Raw genomic sequence first — 20,991 nt, 5'->3', positions numbered from 1 at the left:
TTAATTTATCTATGGACGTATTTTTACGTTAATGAGTACCCGCCGCCTGAATAGCGGTAAGGGCAATGGTAAAGACAATATCATCAACCAGCGCACCGCGACTCAAATCGTTTACCGGTTTTCTCATTCCCTGAAGCATAGGGCCAATACACACTAAGTCGAAGCTACGCTGCACCGCTTTATAAGTGGTGTTACCTGTGTTTAGGTCTGGGAAAACAAACACGTTTGCTTTACCGGCAACCGGGCTGTTTGGTGCCTTGCTCTTACCTACACTTTCAATGGCTGCAGCATCGTATTGAAGCGGGCCGTCGATAAGTAAATCGGGGCGTAGCTCTTGCGCAATTTTAGTAGCCTCACGCACTTTCTCTACATCGCTACCAGCACCTGAAGAGCCTGTACTGTAGCTGATCATAGCTACTCGTGGTTCAATACCAAACATCTGCGCCGATTCAGCAGACTGAATTGCTATGTCGGCTAGTTGCTGTGCGTTGGGGTCAGGGTTAATAGCACAGTCGCCGTAAACCAAAACTTGATCAGGCAACAGCATGAAAAATACTGACGATACTAAAGAGGCGTTTTCAGCTGTTTTAATTAACTGAAGCGCTGGGCGAATAGTGTTCGCAGTAGTGTTTACCGCGCCAGAGACTAGGCCATCCACATCGTCTTGCTGAAGCATCATTGTGCCTAAAGTCACGTTGTCTTCCAGTAACTCTTTAGCAACTACTTCAGTAACGCCTTTATGACCGCGCAGTGCCACTAAACCTTCGACATAGTCATCTTTTATCTCTCTAGGAGAAAGTATTTCTACGCCGTCGCTCAGTACTACACCTTGCTGCTCTGCTACACGGCGAATCTCTGTTTCATCACCAATAAGTACCGGGCGCGCTAAACCACGCTTAGCACAGATAGAAGCCGCAACAACGGTTCTTGGCTCGTTACCTTCAGGTAGCACAATGCGTTTGTTTACCTGCCTTGCACGGTTGGTAAGATAGAAACGGAATGCTGATGGCGAAAGCTTTTTCTGGCGAGATACTTTTTGGGTTAGTGAATTCACCCAGCTTGCATCTAAGCTTTCTGCCGTATGCACCATCACCTTTTCGATACGTTGGCTGTCATCAACCGGCACTTCTTGGTTAAAAGCGTGAAGTGCCTGCGCTGTTTGCCATGTATTTGAATTTACCAACATTACTGGTAGGCCCGTTTCCATGGCTTGACTACATAATGCCATAATATTTTCATCGGGCTGGTAGCCGCCTGTAAGTAATAGCGCGCCCAGCTTGGTCCCGTTTAGCGCAGCCAAACAGCAAGACACAAATACATCACCGCGGTCGCCTGACATCACTAGTAACGCTCCCGGTTTAAGGGTATGCGTCATATTGTGAATTTCTCGGGCGCAGAATGTAACGCTGCTTAATCTGCGTTCTGCCAGCTCCCCCTCGTTAAGCAATGTCGCATTAAGGTGCTCCGCAACGTCTGTTGCACGTGGCGAAACGAGGTCAGCACTCCAATCAATAGTACCAAGAAGGCTCAACCCTCTCTTGAAAATAGGCAAATCACGCAGGGCCTGCGTACGCTCTTCATCGTGCTCAGGCGCCTCTATTGCACCGATATCTGCACGAAGTCGTCCGTGTTCATCAAAAGGCGCGTTAACCTTGTTGAAGATACAACCAACCACCTTTTGACTTTTATGACCGCCATAGGTATCGACAACGATTTCAAGGCGGTGATTAATATCCGTCGTTGACTCGTTGCCAGGCACCGCCACAAAAACAATATCGGCATCAAGAGCACGGCTAATTTCTAAATTTAAACGCTCCGCATAGGGATGATGACGGGTTGTCACCAGCCCTTCTATAACGGTTACTGCATCTTGAACGCTCTTTTCTTCAAATCGCTCAATAATTTCTTCTAAAAGCTCATCAGTATTATCACTGCTGATCATTCGCTCAACGTATTCAAGTTCGAACGGCTCTATTGGCGACACACTGGCATGATGCGCAATAATAGCTGTAGATCGCTCTTCCCCATTGTCGCCCTTTCTAGGTTGGGCAACGGGTTTGAAAAAATTAAGCTTTATACCTTGCTCCTCGATGGCACGAACAAGGCCCATGCTGACCGTAGTGAGGCCCACACTGGTACCTACGGGGATCAACATAATTTTGCGAGACATAGTTACTCCTGCTATTGCCAACACTTACGCGTTGGCATTGCTAATTGAATTTACGCGAAGGTTGCAGCTTCAGCCGCTATTACCCATTCTTCATTAGTTGGTACAACATAAACGGCGGTTGACGCTGAATCTGTAGTTATTTTTCCACCTTGACCAAAACGTGCGTCGCTATTTCTCTTCTCATCAAGGCTGATACCAAAATGTGCGAAATAGCCCATGGTTGTTTCTCGAATGAGCGACGAGTTTTCTCCGATACCACCTGTGAAAACAATAGCGTCTAACGTTGGCACAGCTACCATGTAGCCTGCTATGTATTTAGCTAGGCGATAGCAAAAAATTTCTATTGCCAATAGTGCGCCTTCGTGACCTTCAAGTGCAGCATCTTCGAGGGTTCTGCAGTCGTTGCTAAGCTCTGAAATGCCTAGCAAACCTGATTGCTTGTTTAATAAGTCGCCAATTTCATCTGCGGTTTTACCAAGCTTTTTCTGTAGCGTACCGGGCAAGCTAGGATCTAAGTCACCACAGCGCGTGCCCATTACTAGCCCTTCTAAAGGAATGAAGCCAAGGCTGGTGTCTACTGCCTGACCTTTTTCAATTGCTGACACGCTACAGCCGTTGCCTAAGTGCGCACTGATTATGCTGGTGTCTGAAACTGGCTTTTCAAGAGTCTTCGCCATGCTATCAAGTATAAACTTGTGGCTAGTTCCGTGGAAGCCATAGCGCCGAATACCGTGTTCACGATAAAGCGACATCGGTAGTGCATAAATAAAGGCTTTTTGCGGAAGTGTTTGAAAAAATGAAGTATCGAATACCACAACATGTGGCAAATCTGGATACGCAGCTTGAGCGGTTACAATGCCTTTTAGATTAGCCATATTATGAAGCGGTGCCATGCTCGCATACTCTTCGATTGCTTCAAGTACGCTATTATCTACAAGGGCAGCACCTTTAAACTTTTCTCCACCGTGTACAACACGGTGACCAATGGCGATAGGCTTCACGCCTGTGCTTGCAATAATTTCAGAGATAGCGTTTAACGCTTCTGTATGCCCTGCTTTTTCTGGCAATGCTCGCTTCTCTTTTTTTCCGTTTAGCTTAAAGGATAAGCTCGCATCGCTATTTCCCAATGCCTCTGCAATACCAGACAGGCCCGCTTCGCCAGTATCAGCGTCGATAATGGCAAACTTTACTGAAGAGCTGCCACAGTTTAAAACAATAACTTCTTTTTTCATTCTTGTAATTTCAATTAAAATGGTAAGACATTCTGTTTAACCAATTGTAGCATTTCTAAACAACTAGAGGGGTTAAACAAATGCTAAATGTTTTATAAAAATTATCGCATAATTCAATATGATATTTGGGTGTTAAACAGTATCCCTTCAACTAAGAATGCGAAAACCCATTCATGAGGCGAGTTTCGCAAAAAATAAATGATATACTTTCAATCACTTAGTGAAATTTCGTTATTATTTTCAAAGAAATTCAATTTTCTTTCTTGAAAAGTATTTGGGCCATTCCTATATATGATTTGTCGGCGCTGAAGAGTCAGGTCGACAAAACCGCCGCCGCAAAGTCGGGGCACTTTATTTTTAAACATATTGCTTAATTTTGAGGATATGACTATGCGTACTATCGATCTATCTCCACTTTACCGTTCATTCATTGGTTCTGACCACCTAGCATCTCTTATTGATGCAGCATCTCGCGCAGAGAAACAGAGCACTTATCCGCCGTACAACATCGAGTTACTTGGCGATGACAAGTATCGCGTGACTATGGCAATTGCGGGCTTCAGTAAAGACGATGTGTCAATTCAGGTTGAAGAGAATACATTAACTATTACTGGAACTAAGAAAACGGAAGCGGAAAGCAAAGACAGTAAAGAACGTAAGTTCTTACATAAAGGCATCTCAGAGCGTAACTTTGAGCGTAAATTCCAACTTGGCGATCATGTAAAAGTGTTAGCTGCAGATATGGAAAATGGTCTATTACATATCGATATGGAGCGAGTCATTCCTGAAGCCAAGAAGCCACGCCAAATAGAAATTGGTTCTCGTTTGCTTGAGAGTTAATACATAGTTTCTTGGTTTGTTTCCCAACTTTTAGCGGCGCCTCTCGGCGCCGTTTTTTTTGCTTTAATAAGCTGCAATAATACACGTTGCTTGCTTAACCAAATATCGCTACTTAGCCATATACGGCTTAGACATCATCAACGTCAAGTGTGTAATCAGCTTTACCCGACTCACCGGACTTAAAGCTACCTCGGAAGGTCTTTCCTGTAAGTTCTCCTGTTGCACTATCTTCAATAGATACAAATTCGCTACTGGCGATACCGTTTTCAAATTTACCATTATGCTGAAGAGTAACAGTACCACGCAATCCCTTTATCACGCCGACAAAGGTTTCGAAGCCCGTAAATTGAGCTGACGTTTGCGATTGATAAGACATCAAAAACTCAACACTCGACTCGCCGCTCATATCACCTGTATAGACCTGCTTAATACTGGCATGAGATATCTTTATTCCCTCTGGCCTTTCACTCAGTGTGTCTTCGTCCCATTGTGCAATGGAAAAATTTCCTTCTATTGCCATAAATATCTCTTTTACTATTAGTCTCTTGGTAAGGTTTCCATAAACTAACTTCTAAAGCTGCAAGAAGGCAACCTGAAAATTGTAACTGTTGGTTTAAATAATCCCCTTAAGCATGGCCAAACCTAAAGCATTGCAGGTACTAGCATCTTTTATCTCTCCATTGATGACTTTTTCCTTCAAGGCAATTAAGGGAAGCGGAACAACCTGCAAGTCTTCTTCTTCAACATCTAGTTTTTGTTCGCCTTGAGTCAAACCTTTAGCCACGTAAATATGGTACCCCTGATTGCAAAAGCCGTATGCAAGATATTGAAAGCCTACATATTCCATTGATTCAGCAGTTAAGCCTGTCTCTTCTTTAAGCTCACCTTTTGCAAGCTCTACTGGATCAGCGTCGGGGTTGCTCTCCCATGCCCCTTGGGGGAGCTCAAGCTGTCGCTCTTTAATGGTATAGCGGTATTGCTCAACCATATACACGGTATCGCCCTCAATCGGTAAGATAATGGCAAAATCAGGCTTTTCCACAACGCCGTATATGCCTTCACTCCCGCTACTTCGCCGTATTTTGTCCTCTTTTACGCGTAGCCATTTGTTTTCGTAGACTACTTTTGAACTGAGCGTTTGAATTTCTGACATCGTATTCCTCGTCACTTCGCGCACGTATTTTAATAAAGTTACTTGACCAAAATAGTGGGCAATGAAAACAACTCAGTCAATTGTGAAATTAGCGATAGTCCGACTGAGAACCAGATTATTCTCTTTCATTGAATTGGACAGTTCTGATAATGCTCGTGCTAACTCAACTTCGTGGTTTGCGGCAGTTTCAACGTCAACAATATCTTTTGCTACTTCTTGTGTTGTGACTGACTGCTGCTCTGCCGCCGCAGACATATTGTTGGCCATAAGCTCGACGTTAGATGCGGCATCTTTTACTTTTTCAGCTGTCTCCCGTCCCCTTCCAGTAATATCAACCGATTTCTTTACTGCCGAAGCGCTTTTGTTAACGTCTTGGACAACCACTAAACTTGCTTGTTGAAGCGACGCGAGCAGTGTAGCTATTTGAGCTGAAGCGTCTCGACTATTCTGTGCTAGTTTGCGAACCTCATCGGCAACAACCGCAAACCCTCTACCATGCTCTCCAGCACGTGCCGCCTCTATTGCAGCATTCAGAGCCAATAGATTCGTCTGATCTGAGAGAGTGTTAATAGTTTCGAGTATGCTACTAATGTCAGTCACTTGCTTTTCCATAGCCGCAGCATTCACCTCAACGTGTGTCATGTCATCTTCTAAGAGCTTCATCGCCATTCTAATTGATTCATTAATATCAAAAGCCTCTATTGCTAATTCATCTAACGATTTACTCGCAGCTAATGTGTCAAAGGCTGACTTCGCAATATCGGTACTGGTTACCGATATTTCTTCTAGCGCTGACGCGATATTAAGTGACCGTTGTTGCGTTTTACCTGCATCGTGTACCATTTCAGTGCAGGATGTTTCTAATTCCGATGATAGACGCGAGCTTGCTTCAATTGATTGCTCTAATCCTTTGATTACATCTTTTAGTGCCAATATCGTAGTATTAATTGCTACGGAAACCCTTCCCAACTCATTTTGCATCGGCATCTCTACATCAATTGTTAAATCCCCATTTTCGGCAATTTTCGCAAGATTTTGAGTGAGGCGCGTTAGTTGAGTATTGAGAATGTACAGCAGCGTACGGTAGATAATTGCAATGATCACAATGCCAACAGAAATAATGATGAGCGTTAGCACTAGGCTTAACATGGCGTTCCTGTGCATTCGTTCCGCGTTCTCGTTTACTTTTTCCCAGATATTATCAAGTATCGCTTTTACGTCTTTAATTTGTGACGTTGCAGCGCCAAACCAATCGCTGCTTGTTGGAAGGGAGTTAAAGTCAACTACTCCCGAACTAAGCTTTTGTAAAGTACGCTCAATCGTTTTTGCATTATTCGATGTCATAGCTTTTGTGAACTCAATATCGCTCTCATGAGGCAAACTATTTTCTAGCTTTCCTGCAAGGTATTGCGCCTCTTGTTGATAACCCCGTAGTTCACTTATTACAATGTCACTGGCTTCACGTTTCGCTATCGCACCATTAACTTTCCCTCGCAATTGCCCTAACCGCTCTTTTAATTGGGCTAAAAGAATAGCATTAGACAGCTGTTCTTTTGACGCTAAGCTATTGACATATATAGTTAATGAAGTAGCAGCGTTCAGCGCAGATGCGTTAAGTGAACTGTAGAAGGCGAAGGCTCGAGCACCGTTTTGACTATCTACCTCTTTCCTTAAGGCGTCTTTTTCACGTAAGTAACTGATGAGCGGATTAACGATTTTAACTACTCGTTCGCTGTAGACATCAGTATTTTGAAGTAACGATATCACCTTTGAGGCAGCGTCATCTGCATGTTGACGCTGCGTATACACTTTTTCTTTCCCCTGTACCGTTGGGTTACCTAAGTAACCTGCTGTCAAGCCGCGCTCTACCGCATGATGATGGGCCACTGATTCTACAGCAGCAATCAGCGTTATAAGATCAATATCAGTTGCGGCCGCATTGGTAACATCTAATGAACGCTTAATATCTTTGAAGGATAGGTATGAAACACTTAATAAGAGAATGCCCGCACCCAACACAGACAGTTGTAGTATAGAAAATCGTTGTAACAAGCGCACCGATAGAGCTCCATGTATTCCGTACTGCTCAATGGATAGAATGAGGAAAAATAAACCTCCTAAACCTGACTAATAAATAGACAGACCATCTCAGTATAGAAAACAATGAAATAAGCGCAAACCGGCCACATACCCAATGCCTTGTTCAGCAATTTGATACTGCCTAGGGATCGCGGTATAAACTAAACCAATCTCGAAGTTTCGATTAGCTCTGTAAAAGTTTTTATTTATCTGCACTCAAAATATCTATACGGACTAGCACTGTCATATCGTGTGGGAAACATGGAGGTACAGACCGAGTTTCACATTACAAACAAAAACGCCGAGCAAATGCTCGGCGCTTTTTAGTAATGTCAGTGTCTTTAGATATACTCAACTTCGATAATTTCTACTTCAACTGCACCCGCTGGCGTTTGAATCGTTACCATATCATCAAGCTCTTTACCGATTAGGCCACGAGCAATAGGAGAGTTAACTGAAATCAAGTTATTCTTAATATCAGCTTCGTCGTCACCAACGATGCGGTACGTTGTTTCTTCATCGGTATCAACGTTTAAAATGGTAACCGTAGTACCGAAAATTACCTTACCGGTATTTTCCATTTTAGTAACGTCGATGATCTGTGCGTTTGAAAGCTTGCCTTCAATATCTTGAATGCGGCCTTCACAGAAGCTTTGCTGTTCACGGGCAGCGTGATATTCAGCGTTTTCTTTCAAATCACCGTGCTCACGTGCTTCGGCAATAGACTCGATAATACGTGGGCGTGTTTTTGTTTTTAGCTCATTTAATTCGTCACGCAGCATTTGAGCGCCGCGCGCTGTCATTGGATACTGACTCATGAATACCGTCTCACTTAGCTAGTAATTTAAACAGAAAAGTGCGCCGCGAAGGCGCACTTTTTATTCGTTCACACAAATGTAATATTGCTAGGATACCTCGTATCCTAGTGTATGTCATTAGTGTTTAAGTCTAGCGTGTAGTTCTTGAACTGACGCCACTTTATTGCGGTCATCGGCAGACTTAGCACGGATAGTTGCGAACGCAGCGTTCATCGTTGTAGTGTAGGTTACCTTGTTTACCAAGGCTTCACGACGAATGTACACTGAGTCGGTGATGGCTTGACGACCTTCTGTTGTGTTAACCAAATACGCGTACTCGCCGTTCTTGATAGCATCAACAATATTAGGGCGGCCCTCAGACATCTTGTTCACTACTGTGCTCATGATGCCTGCATCGTAAAGTTCGGTAGCCGTACCGCGGGTAGCTTCAATGCTAAAACCGGCTTCTACCAAGGCTTTTGCCAGAGCAATCATACGAGGTTTATCGGTATCGCGTACTGAAATAAGCGCTTTACCTTGCTTAGGCAGTGGCGCACCCGCACCTAAGTTAGCCTTCGCATAGGCTTCTTCGAAGGTATCACCAACGCCCATGACTTCACCCGTAGAGCGCATTTCTGGGCCTAACAGTGGGTCAACACCTTGGAACTTAGCAAAAGGAAGCACCACTTCTTTCACAGAGTAGAACGGAGGAATAACTTCTTCTGTTACCCCCTGTTCGGCTAGGCTGACGCCAGCCATAGCGCGTGCTGCTACTTTAGCAAGTGGAATACCCGTTGCTTTAGATACAAACGGCACGGTACGTGCTGCACGAGGGTTGACCTCGATGAGGTATACTTCACCGTCTTTAATCGCAAACTGTGTATTCATTAGACCGACTACGCCAAGCTCAAGCGCCATGGCTTTAACTTGCTCGCGCATGACATCCTGAATCTCTTTAGATAGCGAGTGCGGAGGCAATGAACACGCAGAGTCACCAGAGTGAACACCCGCTTGCTCGATGTGTTCCATGATGCCGCCAATGACTACGTCTTTGCCATCGCAGATAGCGTCGATATCAACTTCAATAGCATCGTCTAGGAAACGGTCTAGCAGTACTGGCGCGTCGTTAGACACTTTAACCGCTTCGTTTAGGTAACGCTTAAGGTCTTTGATGTCATACACGATTTCCATCGCACGACCACCTAGCACGTAGCTTGGGCGAACCACTAGCGGGAAGCCAATCTCTTCAGCCATAGTTAGCGCTTGCTCAACGTTAGTTACCGTGGCATTTGCAGGCTGCTTAAGGTTAAGCTTGTTCACCATTTGCTGGAAGCGCTCACGGTCTTCGGCACGGTCAATCGCTTCTGGTGAGGTACCGATTACCGGAACACCTGCTGCCTCTAGTGCACGCGCAAGTTTAAGTGGAGTTTGGCCACCATACTGCACGATAACGCCTTTCGGCTGCTCTTTAGCAACGATTTCAAGTACATCTTCCAGTGTTACTGGCTCGAAGTACAGACGGTCTGATGTGTCATAGTCGGTAGACACCGTCTCAGGGTTACAGTTAACCATAATGGTCTCGTAACCGTCTTCGCGCATTGAAAGGGCCGCGTGAACACAGCAGTAGTCAAACTCGATACCTTGACCAATTCGGTTTGGACCGCCGCCCAATACCATAATCTTGTCTTTGTCTGTTGGCGCTGCTTCACACTCTTCGTCATACGTTGAGTACATGTAAGCCGTGCTGGTAGAGAATTCTGCTGCACAGGTATCTACACGCTTGTAGACAGGAGAAATACCAAAACCGCGACGAGTTTCACGAATATCGCTTTCTGCCACTTTGGTTAGTTCAGCAAGACGCGCATCAGAGAAACCTTTACGCTTAAGTGCACGCATAAAGTCAGCATCAATACCTGGTAAACCAAGCTCAGCCACTTTTGCTTCAAGAAGAATAAGGTCCTCAAGCTGTACAAGGTACCAGCGGTCGATATTAGTAAGGTTAAACACCTCTTCAACCGTCATACCCATACGGAATGCATCACCAATGTACCAAATACGCTCTGCACCAGGCTGGCGAAGTTCGTAAACCACTTTGTTGCGTGATTCAGGGTCTTCAAGGTCGACCATAGGGTTCAAACCTGAAGCGCCTACTTCAAGACCGCGAAGGGCTTTTTGAAGTGATTCCTGCTGGTTACGGCCAATAGCCATTACCTCACCCACCGACTTCATTTGGGTAGTTAGGCGGTCATTAGCACCGGCAAACTTTTCGAAGTTAAAGCGTGGGATCTTAGTGACTACGTAGTCGATTGACGGCTCGAAAGAGGCTGGCGTTAGGCCACCTGTAATATCATTTGCTAATTCGTCTAGCGTGTAACCTACCGCAAGCTTTGCAGCCACTTTCGCAATCGGGAAGCCCGTTGCTTTAGACGCAAGTGCTGATGAACGCGATACGCGAGGATTCATTTCGATGATTACTACACGACCTGTTTTCGGGTCTACACCGAACTGTACGTTTGAACCTCCGGTTTCAACACCAATCTCACGCAGTACAGCCATTGCTGCATTACGCATTAGCTGGAATTCTTTGTCAGTCAGGGTTTGTGCTGGAGCAACTGTGATTGAGTCGCCGGTATGCACGCCCATTGGGTCGAAGTTTTCGATAGTACATACGATGATGCAGTTATCTGCTTTATCGCGTACTACTTCCATCTCATATTCTTTCCAACCTAGAAGCGACTCGTCGATAAGTAGCTCGTTGGTAGGAGAAAGGTCAAGCCCGCGATGACAAATTTCGTTAAATTCATCAATGTTGTACGCGATACCGCCGCCAGTTCCACCCATGGTGAAAGACGGACGAATAATACAAGGGAAGCCGATACGGCTTAACACATCGTGCGCTTCATCCATGGTGTGCGCAATTTCCGCACGTGGGCATTCTAGACCGATATTCTTCATCGCTTTATCAAAGCGTTCGCGGTTTTCTGCTTTATCGATAGCATCTGCCGTAGCACCGATAAGCTCACAGCCGAACTCTTCTAGTACGCCATGCTTATCTAGCTCCAGCGCACAGTTAAGTGCAGTTTGACCACCCATTGTAGGTAAGATGGCATCTGGACGTTCTTTTTCGATAATCTTACGAACTACTTCCCAGTGGATAGGCTCGATGTAAGTTGCATCTGCCATTTCTGGGTCGGTCATGATGGTTGCTGGGTTAGAGTTAACCAAAATAACACGGTAGCCTTCTTCGCGAAGGGCTTTACACGCTTGCGCGCCTGAATAGTCGAATTCACAAGCCTGGCCAATAACAATAGGGCCAGCACCAATGATAAGAATACTTTTTATGTCGGTACGTTTTGGCATAGTTGGCTAATTCCTACTGCTTGTGTTGTTCAATAAGTTCGATGAAGTGGTCGAATAACGGCGCCGCTTCATGAGGACCTGGACTGGCTTCAGGGTGACCCTGGAAGCTAAACGCAGGCTTGTCGGTGCGATGAATACCTTGCAACGACTTGTCGAACAACGAAATGTGAGTTACTTCTAGGTTATCTGGCAAGCTAGACTCATCAACAGCAAAACCGTGGTTTTGGCTAGTGATCATAACTACATTGCGCTTAAGGTCTTTAACCGGGTGGTTTGCCCCGTGGTGACCAAACTTCATCTTCACTGTCTTAGCACCACTTGCGATAGCAAGCAGCTGGTGACCAAGACAAATACCAAATACTGGCGTACCGGTCTCGACGATAGTTTTAATTGCGGTTACTGCATAATCGCATGGCTCTGGGTCGCCCGGGCCATTTGACAAAAATACACCGTCAGGATTCATGGCAAGCACATCTTCAGCGGGGGTTTGCGCTGGTACCAGAGTTACTTTACAACCGCGGTCAGCTAGCATGCGAAGAATGTTGTTTTTAACACCGTAGTCGTAAGCAACAACGTGATATTTGAACTCACTTGGTGTTACATAGCCTTTGCCAAGTTCCCAACTGCCTTCTGTCCATGTTTTTGGCTCAGTAATACTTACTACTTTTGCCAAATCCATGCCTTTAAGGCCAGGGAAAGCTTTTGCTTGCGCTAGTGCGCTAGACTCGTCTAATTCATCAGAGCAAATAATGCAGCCGTTTTGTGCACCTTTGTCTCGCAAGATACGCGTTAAGCGACGTGTATCAATGTCGGCAATACCCACAACGCCTTTCGCTTTAAGGTATTCAGACAAAGTTTGCTGTTGACGAAAGTTACTAGCAACAAGAGGTAGGTCACGGATGATTAGACCTTTCGACCAGATTTTATCTGCTTCGACGTCTTCTTCGTTAGTGCCGGTGTTGCCAATGTGTGGATAAGTAAGGGTGATGAGTTGTTCAGCGTAGGATGGGTCGGTGAGAATTTCTTGATAGCCGGTCATGGAAGTATTAAAAACAACTTCCCCAACGGCGGAGCCTGTAGCGCCTATCGCCGTACCTTTAAAAACAGAACCATCCTCTAACACCAAAAGGGCAGAATTAGCCAAGTCAACCTCCAGATTAAGGATAACTATGTGTTTGTGCAGTTTTCTGCACAAACCCCACAAAAAACGGGAGTTATTGAAAACAATACATCCCGTTTTACGATCTTTGCAGCTAATAAAACCGCACTCTTCAGCCATTTTAATGGCTTCAGAATACGAAATTCTGGCAAATTCCGGCGAGTATACATCACTGACCGAAAATGGCAAATTTATTTGTAATAATTTACTAAAATAACGCTTATACCACCATTTTTGCGCAGAACCACCGAAAGTACGGCTTATTGCTCATTTAAAGTGCAACTTTAGTTTAACACTTTGATAACGCCTTGGAGTTTGCATGCTTTTAAGCCATGGCACGCTAGTATCCAAAAACGCCTACAGCTTTAAATCAAGTACATCAACCATGGAGTATAGACCAGGTTGTTTTCCACACAACCACTTTGCTGCATGCACAGCGCCTTTTGCGAAAGTTAGACGGCTTGATGCTTTGTGCGTAATCTCTAAGCGCTCACCAATATCTGCAAATAAGGCTGTGTGTTCACCGACAATGTCTCCGGCGCGAACTGTGGCAAAACCAATGGTACCTTGGTCGCGCTCAGGCTCTTTTCCTTCTCTGCCGTACACTGCACAGGTTTTTAAGTCGCGACCCAACTCATCGGCAATGGCTTCACCAATAGCTATAGCCGTACCTGAAGGCGCATCTTGCTTAAACCTGTGGTGTGCTTCGGTAATTTCGATATCTGCCGTTTCACCTAATACGTTGGCCGCTTGTCGAACTAGTGAAAGCATTAAGTTAACGCCCACACTGTAATTAGCTGCAAACACGATAGGAATATGCTTTGCGGCTGCATCTAACGCTGCTAACTGCGCATCGTTCAAACCGGTTGTACCGATTACAACAGGCATATTATTTTTCACGCACCACGCTAGGTTACTTTCAATGACCGAAGGCAAAGTAAAGTCGATCATCACATCTGCATCGTTACCGCTCAAGTTAGAAAGCGCAGTGCAATCGACATCTTTTTTACCAATACCGGCCAGTTCACCTACGTTTAGGCCAACCCAAGGTGAATCGTCGCGCACTGTAGCGACGCTTAGTTCAGCGTCTTCACTTAAATCCAACGCTTCGACTAACACACGCCCCATGCGCCCGTTAGCGCCAAATATTCCTACTTTCATTTTATCGCTTTACACTTTTATTAACCTTCAACTGTCAGGCATTTTGCCAAATGCAGGTACTATTGCAATGTGAGATTCATATTAAATACGAATAATTAGAAACTAAGTGCGCCCTAAACCCTATTGCTTTATTTGTCTACGCAAAGTACGTGCACTAAAAATGTCTTTTAAACCTTCAATAGACCGACATAAGCTAAATATTTTGAGGTTTATGAACGGCCGGTTTTTAAGATAAAACATAGTATTATATGGTTAGGCTTTCTTGTGTTAACCAGCAAATTGGGAGACGCTATGGCTTAGATTTAATGACCTAGGTCTATTTATCGTTTTTCACGCTATTTAACGTGTGTTTAAGCTAGATAGACCACCACAAAACGTGAAATACAATGACGATGCAGAAAACCCTTGTGTGGGACTTACCTACCCGACTATTTCATTGGCTGATTGTCGCGAGCCTATTAGCCCAATATGCCACCGTTGAATGGCTTGAAAACAAAGTCCAATGGCACTTCTATATAGGTTATTTCACCTTATTTCTTATTGTGTTCCGCCTTATTTGGGGAATGGTTGGTACACGGCACGCTAGGTTCAATAACTTCGTCACTGGCCCTAAGAAGGTTTTTAGCTATGTAAAGACGCTTTTTAACAGGCAGTCAGAACCCGCTATTGGGCACAACCCGCTAGGCGGCTGGTTTGTTATTGTTATGCTGGTGCTATTGGCCATACAAGCCGTATCTGGGCTATTTATGACAGACGATATTTTCTTAGACGGTCCTTATCGACAGTTAGCCAGTGAAGAAACATTAGATTTGATGAACAATCTGCACCACCTTGCATTTGATGCGTTGCTTTATGTCATTGCATTACACATAGGCGCGGTTATTTTTTACAGCGTATATAAAAAGCAGAAATTGGTTCCCGCCATGGTGCACGGTAGTAAAGGCTCGATAAAAGAATCAAGAGCCGCAGGTATCGCGGACTCTCGACTGTTACGCGCACTTATTGTGGCGCTTATCGCTGCGGCGTTCGTTTATGTGGCAATTGAAGTGTATCCACCAGAACCACAAGTAGACGAATATTACTATTGATCTGCACGACAACCTTTTGTCATTCACTAACAGCATAACGTCATTTCAATAATAAAGGGGCGAGAAGCCCCTTTATTGACTAAAGAAAAAATCGTTGGAAAGTACGCTTAGCTATCTCGCTTTTACCTATTTGCCGCTCATAGTTTCATTATATGGCGGCTGGTTCACGAACTAGTCCTTTATCTCGCATTATCGATTCTATTTCTTCTACGCTTGACGGATCATCGATAGTCGAAGGGACGGCGACCGTTTCGTTAGCAGCAATTTGGCGTAGTAGCTTGCGAAGTATTTTACCTGACCGGGTTTTCGGTAGACGATTCACCACAATCGCTCGCTTAAAGCAGGCTACTGGGCCAATTTTATCGCGAACTCGCTGAACCAAATCCTGTTCTAACGTTTTCTCGTCCACACTCACACCATCTTTTAGAAGAACAAGCCCAACCGGTAGTTGTCCTTTCAATGCATCATTAATTCCTATCACGCTGCACTCGGCAATATCTGGATGTGCCGCAAGCACTTCTTCCATTTCACCGGTAGACAAGCGGTGACCGGCAACATTTATAACATCATCGGTGCGCCCCATAATAAATACGTAGCCGTCTTGATCCACATATCCGTTGTCTCCAGTACTGTAGTACCCTTCGAATTCGCGTAAGTAGCCATCGACAAACCGCTGATGATCTTGCCAAATCGTTGTTAAGCAACCTGGAGGAAGGGGTAATTGAATCGCAATGGCCCCCTTCTCTCCCGTAACTTGAGGCGCTTCCCCCCCCTTTAAGACCTTAACGTTGAAGCCTGGTGTTGGCACACTGGAAGAACCCGGTTTAGTTTGCATTGGTTCAAGGCCCACTGGATTGGAGCAAATAGGCCAACCAGTCTCGGTTTGCCACCAATGGTCGATAATGGGCACGCCTACCTTCTCACTTGTCCAATAGTATGTTGGTGGGTCAAGCCGCTCGCCTGCCATAAACAAAGTACGCAAACTCGATGTATCGTACTTTGATAAATGCTCGGCATTCGGATCGGCCTTTCGAATTGCTCGAAAGGCTGTAGGTGCAGCAAAAAGTACATTCACTTTGTGAGTTTCTATCATGCGCCAAAACGCCCCTGCGTCAGGGGTGCCAACGGGTTTACCTTCGTATAATACAGTGGTTGCACCTCTTATAAGCGGTGCATAGACAATGTAAGAGTGGCCAACTACCCAACCCACATCTGATGCAGCCCAGAATACGTCGTCTTCACTCGTGCCGTACACCGCGCTCATTGAGTAGTTTAATGCAACTGCATGACCACCGTTATCTCGAACCACGCCTTTGGGCTTTCCTGTGGTGCCTGATGTATAAAGAATATAAAGAGGATCTGTTGCATCAACGGCGACGGGAGAAGCTGGCTCACTATTTTCAACCAGAGTGTGCCAGTCGTAGTCAGTTTCTTTATTTAACTCTACAGTTAGCTGCTCTCGCTGAAACAAAACGCATGCTTTTGGCTTGTGCTCTGCTATTTTGACCGCCTCATCTACAAGAGGCTTATACGGTAAAACTTTGTTTCCCTCTATGCCACAGGACGCAGTAACTATTGCCACTGGCTTCGCATCATCTATACGTACAGCAAGTTCATTTGCTGCAAAACCGCCAAATACCACTGAATGCACCGCTCCCAATCGTGCACATGCAAGCATTGCGATTGCCGCCTGAGGGATCATCGGCATATAGATAATAACGCGGTCGCCTTTTTTAACACCTAGGCGAGATAGCCCTCCGGCAAATTGCGCTACCTCAGCAAGTAGTTCCTTGTAGGTAAAATGTTGGTCAGTTTGTGTTACCGGTGAGTCGTATATCAGTGCGGTTTTATCACCACGACCATTATTAACGTGGTGATCTAGCGCTAGGTAACTTGTGTTTAGCTGCCCTCCTCTGAACCAGTCATAGTAACCGTTGTCTGTTTTTTGGCATCCATTCTCTGGAGGTTGAAACCACGCTATCTTGCGTGCTTGTTCTAACCAAAACTTATCGGGGTGCTGGGTAGAGGCAATATATTCATTTTTATAAGTCATATCCATTTCCTGAATAGGGTTTATCTTTACCCTACTTCAACTCAACCCAACCTGCTTATAAGACTTAGGGCGTAGGTTCGCTAACGGCATGATTTACAAAATATTAAAATTCCTGCAACACCTATAAATGCTTAAAAATTTGGAGAAACCTAACAAAACAAGTATTTATTCGTGCTTGGCAACTGTGGGACAGACCCACTTAAATAGCTAATTTTGCCCGTTTATTACCTTTTCACGCCAATCACTTATGCTCATTGGCTTGTCTAAGTAATAACCTTGAAACACGCTGCAGCCACACGCCTTTGCTTCGATTAGCTGTCCTGTAGTTTCTATCCCTTCAGCTACAGTATCAAGATTGAGTGCCCGCGCCATATTACAAATATTAGTGACAAAAACGTGTTTTTCTTTTGATCCTTCTATTGCTTCAATAAAAACTCTATTCACTTTCAGTTCGTTTATTGGAAGCTCTTGAAGCGAGTTAAGATTTGAATCTCCAGCACCAAAATCATCAATAGATAAACTAAAACCTTGCTGCGCTAAATCTCGAACTCGGTGCTGTATAATATTCACACCTTTTATTAAGGCCCCTTCTGTCAGTTCAAGTTTTAAACATTTATGTGCCACACTCCATTTATTCACTATTTCTACGAATTTACTGACAAAGTCAGCCCGGGCCAAGTGCTTCGCACTTATATTTAACGATAGCTTAGTGTCAATGTTATTCACATTGCATTCGCTCAATAATTTACAGGCTTCATTACAGACCCATAATCCAACATCAGCAATAAAATCGTTCTGCTCGGCAATCGGAATAAACTCTTTAGGCGTGACAACTCCAAGATAAGGGTGATTCCATCTAAGCAATACTTCAGAGCTTACAAGGTTTCCACTGCTACAATACTGAGGCTGCAATTCTAAAAACAACTCATGGTTAGCGATTGCTCGATTTAACGAGTTTTTTATGTAGTTATAACGATCTATATCACTGCCGCTGATATTTAAATAAGCGTGTTGCCTCTCGTCGTCCAAGTATGCAATATCTTCATTGACGACCTTTTTAAATATAAGCTCTTTTATTTTTTTGTAGGACAAATGCTTTGGGGGGACAGCACAGCTAACTGTCTTTGTTTCTGTAGCCAAAGCTCTATTATGCAGGGTGATCGGTACTAAAACGTTGTCTCGAAGGCAATGAATACACTTTAGTGCCGCGTTTTTCGCCGTGGAATCATCTTCGTAACGAGTTCCAAAGTGGAGAATAAAGCTACCGCGATCGTATTTGAATACTTTTGCATTGAACTCTTCATTGGTTTCAAAAACACGAACGAAGCGGCTGGCCAATATACGTAGAATGTAGTCAACGGTCGGTTCTCCAAACGCATCTTCATACTCAGCAACGTTGACAAGGCTAATCCTAATAAACACAGAGAGCGCCTTATCTGACGTTGTTAAAGCAGCTTCATCTAAAAGATATTGCTTGAAATGATGAATATTTGAAAGTCCGGTTAAAGGATCTGTCAATGCTAATTGTTTGAAGCGAGCTACTTCAAAGTTCAATTTTGAAACCGTGCGAATACTTGCAATGACAAGCTCTTGGTTATGTACCTTGCATGTTTTTAAACTAACATCACACGCTATTCGTTTTCCGTTTTTATGGCGTAGGCATTCGTTTGCTGTCGCAAACTTTGAACAGTGCGTTACTCCTTCGGCTAAATTTAGCAGGTAAGAAGGCTCAACACTCTTTTGAACCTTTGTCGCTAGTAACTTAACGTCTTGACCTATTAGCTCTTCTGGCTCAAACCCCAACACAGAAGCAACATATTCGTTTGCCGATAGTATGGTGCCATTCTTGTCAATGCTGAGCACAGCACTATCAACGCCATTCAAAATACTTGTTAGATAGTCTGTGTAATTGTGTTGTGAATCAGACAGTCGCTGAGTTTCCGTTTCATCCTGGACGACACCGTACAAGCGAGTAAGTTTTAAGCCTAAATTAGCATGGCGCCCCACCTGCAAAAATACGGTTAGTTTTATATTTTTAGTTCGCCCTTGCTTGTCGGTAATAGTGAGATACGTCGTAAAGTGCCTTTGCTTCTTTATCGCTTTGAGAATTTGTTGTTTAAGGTCGTCTCTATCTTCAAAGGGAATAACTTCAAGCGCATCTTGTAGGTTAACGCTTTTTGAATGTAGTAACCCTAACAAGCTTTTCATGGTTTGGGTTGAAGAAAACGCGCCTGTGAATCTGTCTATTTGCCACGCTCCTACTTTTGAAATAGCACTTACTTCTTCAAGGAGTGACAGCTGTTCAGATAACTTATCTGAATACGGATGCCTGACAAGCTCATACTGGTAATTTAACTCTACTTTTTGGCGCAGGATATCTATGTAAGTATGTTGATGTGCGCTTAAATTGCTTTGTTTTACAAACGTAAGTACAACCCCCAGCACGTCGTTTTGCATATCCCTTACAGCTGCCACAACAACATAGTATTCACGAAAGTTTTCTAATGGTTGGGGTAAAGTGAAATCACTCACAGGTAACGGTGCACTCATTGGCGTTAAAGGGAGCATGAGTAACATATGAGGAGGGAAAACAACGAGATGTGACTCGGTCTGTAAGTGTTCGCTATCACTTGCGATTATTGTGGCGCGACCGGTATTTGGGTTTAATGAAACCAACAATATGCAAGGCGACTCTATATTATGCCTACTTTCAGTAAGTAACGCAGAAATACTATTCTGGGTTACCCGTATTGTGGAAAGCATGCGTTCACTGCGTAAATCCATCTAAGCAAGTCCTCAAAAACAAAAAAACTCAGCGAATATAAAGCGCAGCCAATTTACCTACACCAAAAACATTTGGAGGATTGCCGGACGCTAAAACGCTTAGTTATTTTTCAACAGTGACACGTTACCTTACAAAAAACACCCATCTCGGTACCTTTATAGGTAAGCTATTTATCGTTATTAGATTTATTTATACGTTCGTTAATTCTTTAAACATAAACAAAATCTGTTCATATTTCCAGCAGATTATAAACAATAGATAGGCACGCTCGATAAAGTCAAAGAGTTTGATGAAATAGAGAGAAAATAAGCCTTGATTGCTTGCCACTGTCTTATAAAACAAGAATCTTAGTATTACCACGCCTCGAAATGCCCACTGAAAGTGATAGGCGCTGAAAGAATGGGTGCTGCTGAAAAGTGGTGGAGCACTGACCTCAACAGCACCTAGAAATTAGTCTTTTTTGTAGTCATCGTGGCAAGACTTACAGCTTGCCCCTATTTTACCAATAGCACCGCGATACGCGCTCTTGTCACCCGCATCCACTGCAGCTTGAAGACCTTGTGCGGCCGTTTTAAGCGCCATCACTTTCTTTTCTACATCTGAGAAGTCTTCCCATATTTCATCCTTTGCACCAGTTTCTACGTCAAACTTACGTGTGTCGACGGCTAGATAGTCACCCATCATGTCGGCAAGCTGCTCAAGACGTACAGCGTTGGTTTGCATTACGCTTTCATTGAACGGAAGCGCGCCTTTGGCCATACCACCCAACGGGCCCATGTTGCTTCGAACTAATTGAAAAACAGCTTGGCGGTACTGAGTTGCTGCTTTAGCGTGTTTTTCAGATGAAGCTTCCATAACTTCAGCTGTCGCTGAGCCTGAAATCACTGCTCCAACGGTTACTGCTACGAACATTGCTTTATTAAATAGTCTCATGCCTGTTCCCTTTTTTAATTACTGGTTATCTGCTACTACGTTTGCAGATATTTTATCTTTTACTTGTGAGTCTATCGTGACGAATAGTTCGTTTTAGCGCAAGAAATTTAACGGTGAACAAGCGTATTCAAGGGATTAGCCGCACCAAGCCCACTATCAACTAATATCCTAATGAAAAGGG

General features: G+C 44.2%; 14 protein-coding genes. 2 read left to right on the top strand and 12 right to left on the bottom strand.

Features of this window, described 5'->3' with window-relative positions; translation table 11 throughout:
- Positions 1 to 28 precede the first annotated feature (28 nt).
- Together pta and ACYX4M_RS13840 are read right to left on the bottom strand one after the other, a co-directional pair.
- Positions 29 to 2,170, bottom strand: coding sequence for a phosphate acetyltransferase (pta, locus tag ACYX4M_RS13845; protein ID WP_476080538.1), 2,142 nt, complete (start codon positions 2,168 to 2,170; stop codon positions 29 to 31).
- A 50-nt stretch (positions 2,171 to 2,220) separates the two neighbouring features.
- Positions 2,221 to 3,402, bottom strand: coding sequence for an acetate kinase (locus ACYX4M_RS13840; RefSeq protein WP_476080537.1), 1,182 nt, complete (start codon positions 3,400 to 3,402; stop codon positions 2,221 to 2,223).
- A gap of 390 nt (positions 3,403 to 3,792) precedes the next feature.
- On the opposite strand from ACYX4M_RS13840, the gene ACYX4M_RS13835 reads away from it, so the two are divergent.
- Positions 3,793 to 4,242 carry an Hsp20 family protein gene (locus tag ACYX4M_RS13835; RefSeq protein WP_476080536.1) on the top strand — a complete coding sequence of 150 codons (450 nt, stop codon included), beginning with the start codon at positions 3,793 to 3,795 and terminating at the stop codon, positions 4,240 to 4,242.
- 127 nt (positions 4,243 to 4,369) lie between these two features.
- Here the strand turns inward: ACYX4M_RS13835 and ACYX4M_RS13830 are convergent, their stop codons facing one another.
- The 7 genes from ACYX4M_RS13830 to dapB form a co-directional block, all read right to left on the bottom strand.
- Positions 4,370 to 4,762 carry a DUF3224 domain-containing protein gene (locus ACYX4M_RS13830; RefSeq protein WP_476080535.1) on the bottom strand — a complete coding sequence of 131 codons (393 nt, stop codon included), beginning with the start codon at positions 4,760 to 4,762 and terminating at the stop codon, positions 4,370 to 4,372.
- A 93-nt stretch (positions 4,763 to 4,855) separates the two neighbouring features.
- Positions 4,856 to 5,395 carry an NUDIX domain-containing protein gene (locus tag ACYX4M_RS13825; RefSeq protein WP_476080534.1) on the bottom strand — a complete coding sequence of 180 codons (540 nt, stop codon included), beginning with the start codon at positions 5,393 to 5,395 and terminating at the stop codon, positions 4,856 to 4,858.
- 72 nt (positions 5,396 to 5,467) lie between these two features.
- A complete protein-coding gene (locus tag ACYX4M_RS13820) occupies positions 5,468 to 7,453 on the bottom strand; it encodes a methyl-accepting chemotaxis protein (protein ID WP_476080533.1) in 1,986 nt (661 codons plus the stop codon).
- A gap of 362 nt (positions 7,454 to 7,815) precedes the next feature.
- Complete coding sequence (gene greA / locus ACYX4M_RS13815; protein ID WP_014948981.1) at positions 7,816 to 8,292, bottom strand: transcription elongation factor GreA; 477 nt, start codon at positions 8,290 to 8,292, stop codon at positions 7,816 to 7,818.
- 117 nt (positions 8,293 to 8,409) lie between these two features.
- Positions 8,410 to 11,631: a carbamoyl-phosphate synthase large subunit gene (gene carB / locus ACYX4M_RS13810; RefSeq protein ID WP_476080532.1), complete on the bottom strand. Its 3,222-nt coding sequence runs from the start codon at positions 11,629 to 11,631 to the stop codon at positions 8,410 to 8,412.
- 13 nt (positions 11,632 to 11,644) lie between these two features.
- Positions 11,645 to 12,775: a glutamine-hydrolyzing carbamoyl-phosphate synthase small subunit gene (carA, locus tag ACYX4M_RS13805; RefSeq protein WP_039230462.1), complete on the bottom strand. Its 1,131-nt coding sequence runs from the start codon at positions 12,773 to 12,775 to the stop codon at positions 11,645 to 11,647.
- Positions 12,776 to 13,147: 372 nt separating this feature from the next.
- Positions 13,148 to 13,951, bottom strand: a complete 804-nt coding sequence (gene dapB / locus ACYX4M_RS13800; RefSeq protein WP_476080531.1) for a 4-hydroxy-tetrahydrodipicolinate reductase — start codon at positions 13,949 to 13,951, stop codon at positions 13,148 to 13,150.
- Between the two features lie 392 nt (positions 13,952 to 14,343).
- Here dapB and ACYX4M_RS13795 point away from each other — a divergent pair, with 392 nt between their 5' ends.
- Entirely contained in the window at positions 14,344 to 15,039 is a 696-nt protein-coding gene (locus tag ACYX4M_RS13795; RefSeq protein WP_476082883.1) for a cytochrome b/b6 domain-containing protein, read from the top strand.
- A 148-nt stretch (positions 15,040 to 15,187) separates the two neighbouring features.
- On the opposite strand, the gene ACYX4M_RS13790 is transcribed toward ACYX4M_RS13795, so the two are convergent.
- From ACYX4M_RS13790 to ACYX4M_RS13780, 3 genes are all read right to left on the bottom strand, one after another.
- Positions 15,188 to 17,092 carry a propionyl-CoA synthetase gene (locus ACYX4M_RS13790; RefSeq protein ID WP_476080530.1) on the bottom strand — a complete coding sequence of 635 codons (1,905 nt, stop codon included), beginning with the start codon at positions 17,090 to 17,092 and terminating at the stop codon, positions 15,188 to 15,190.
- Positions 17,093 to 17,299: 207 nt separating this feature from the next.
- Positions 17,300 to 19,300 (bottom strand): GGDEF domain-containing phosphodiesterase, encoded by a 2,001-nt coding sequence (locus tag ACYX4M_RS13785; protein WP_476080529.1) that lies wholly within the window; start codon positions 19,298 to 19,300, stop codon positions 17,300 to 17,302.
- 1,027 nt (positions 19,301 to 20,327) lie between these two features.
- On the bottom strand, positions 20,328 to 20,810 hold the full coding sequence (locus ACYX4M_RS13780; RefSeq protein ID WP_476080528.1) for a c-type cytochrome: 483 nt from the start codon (positions 20,808 to 20,810) through the stop codon (positions 20,328 to 20,330).
- Positions 20,811 to 20,991 lie beyond the last annotated feature (181 nt).

It is taken from the genome of Alteromonas sp. ABV4_150, assembly GCF_056311745.1.
Note: the sequence above shows the minus strand (reverse complement) of the source record. Positions and strands in the feature narration are given on the sequence as shown.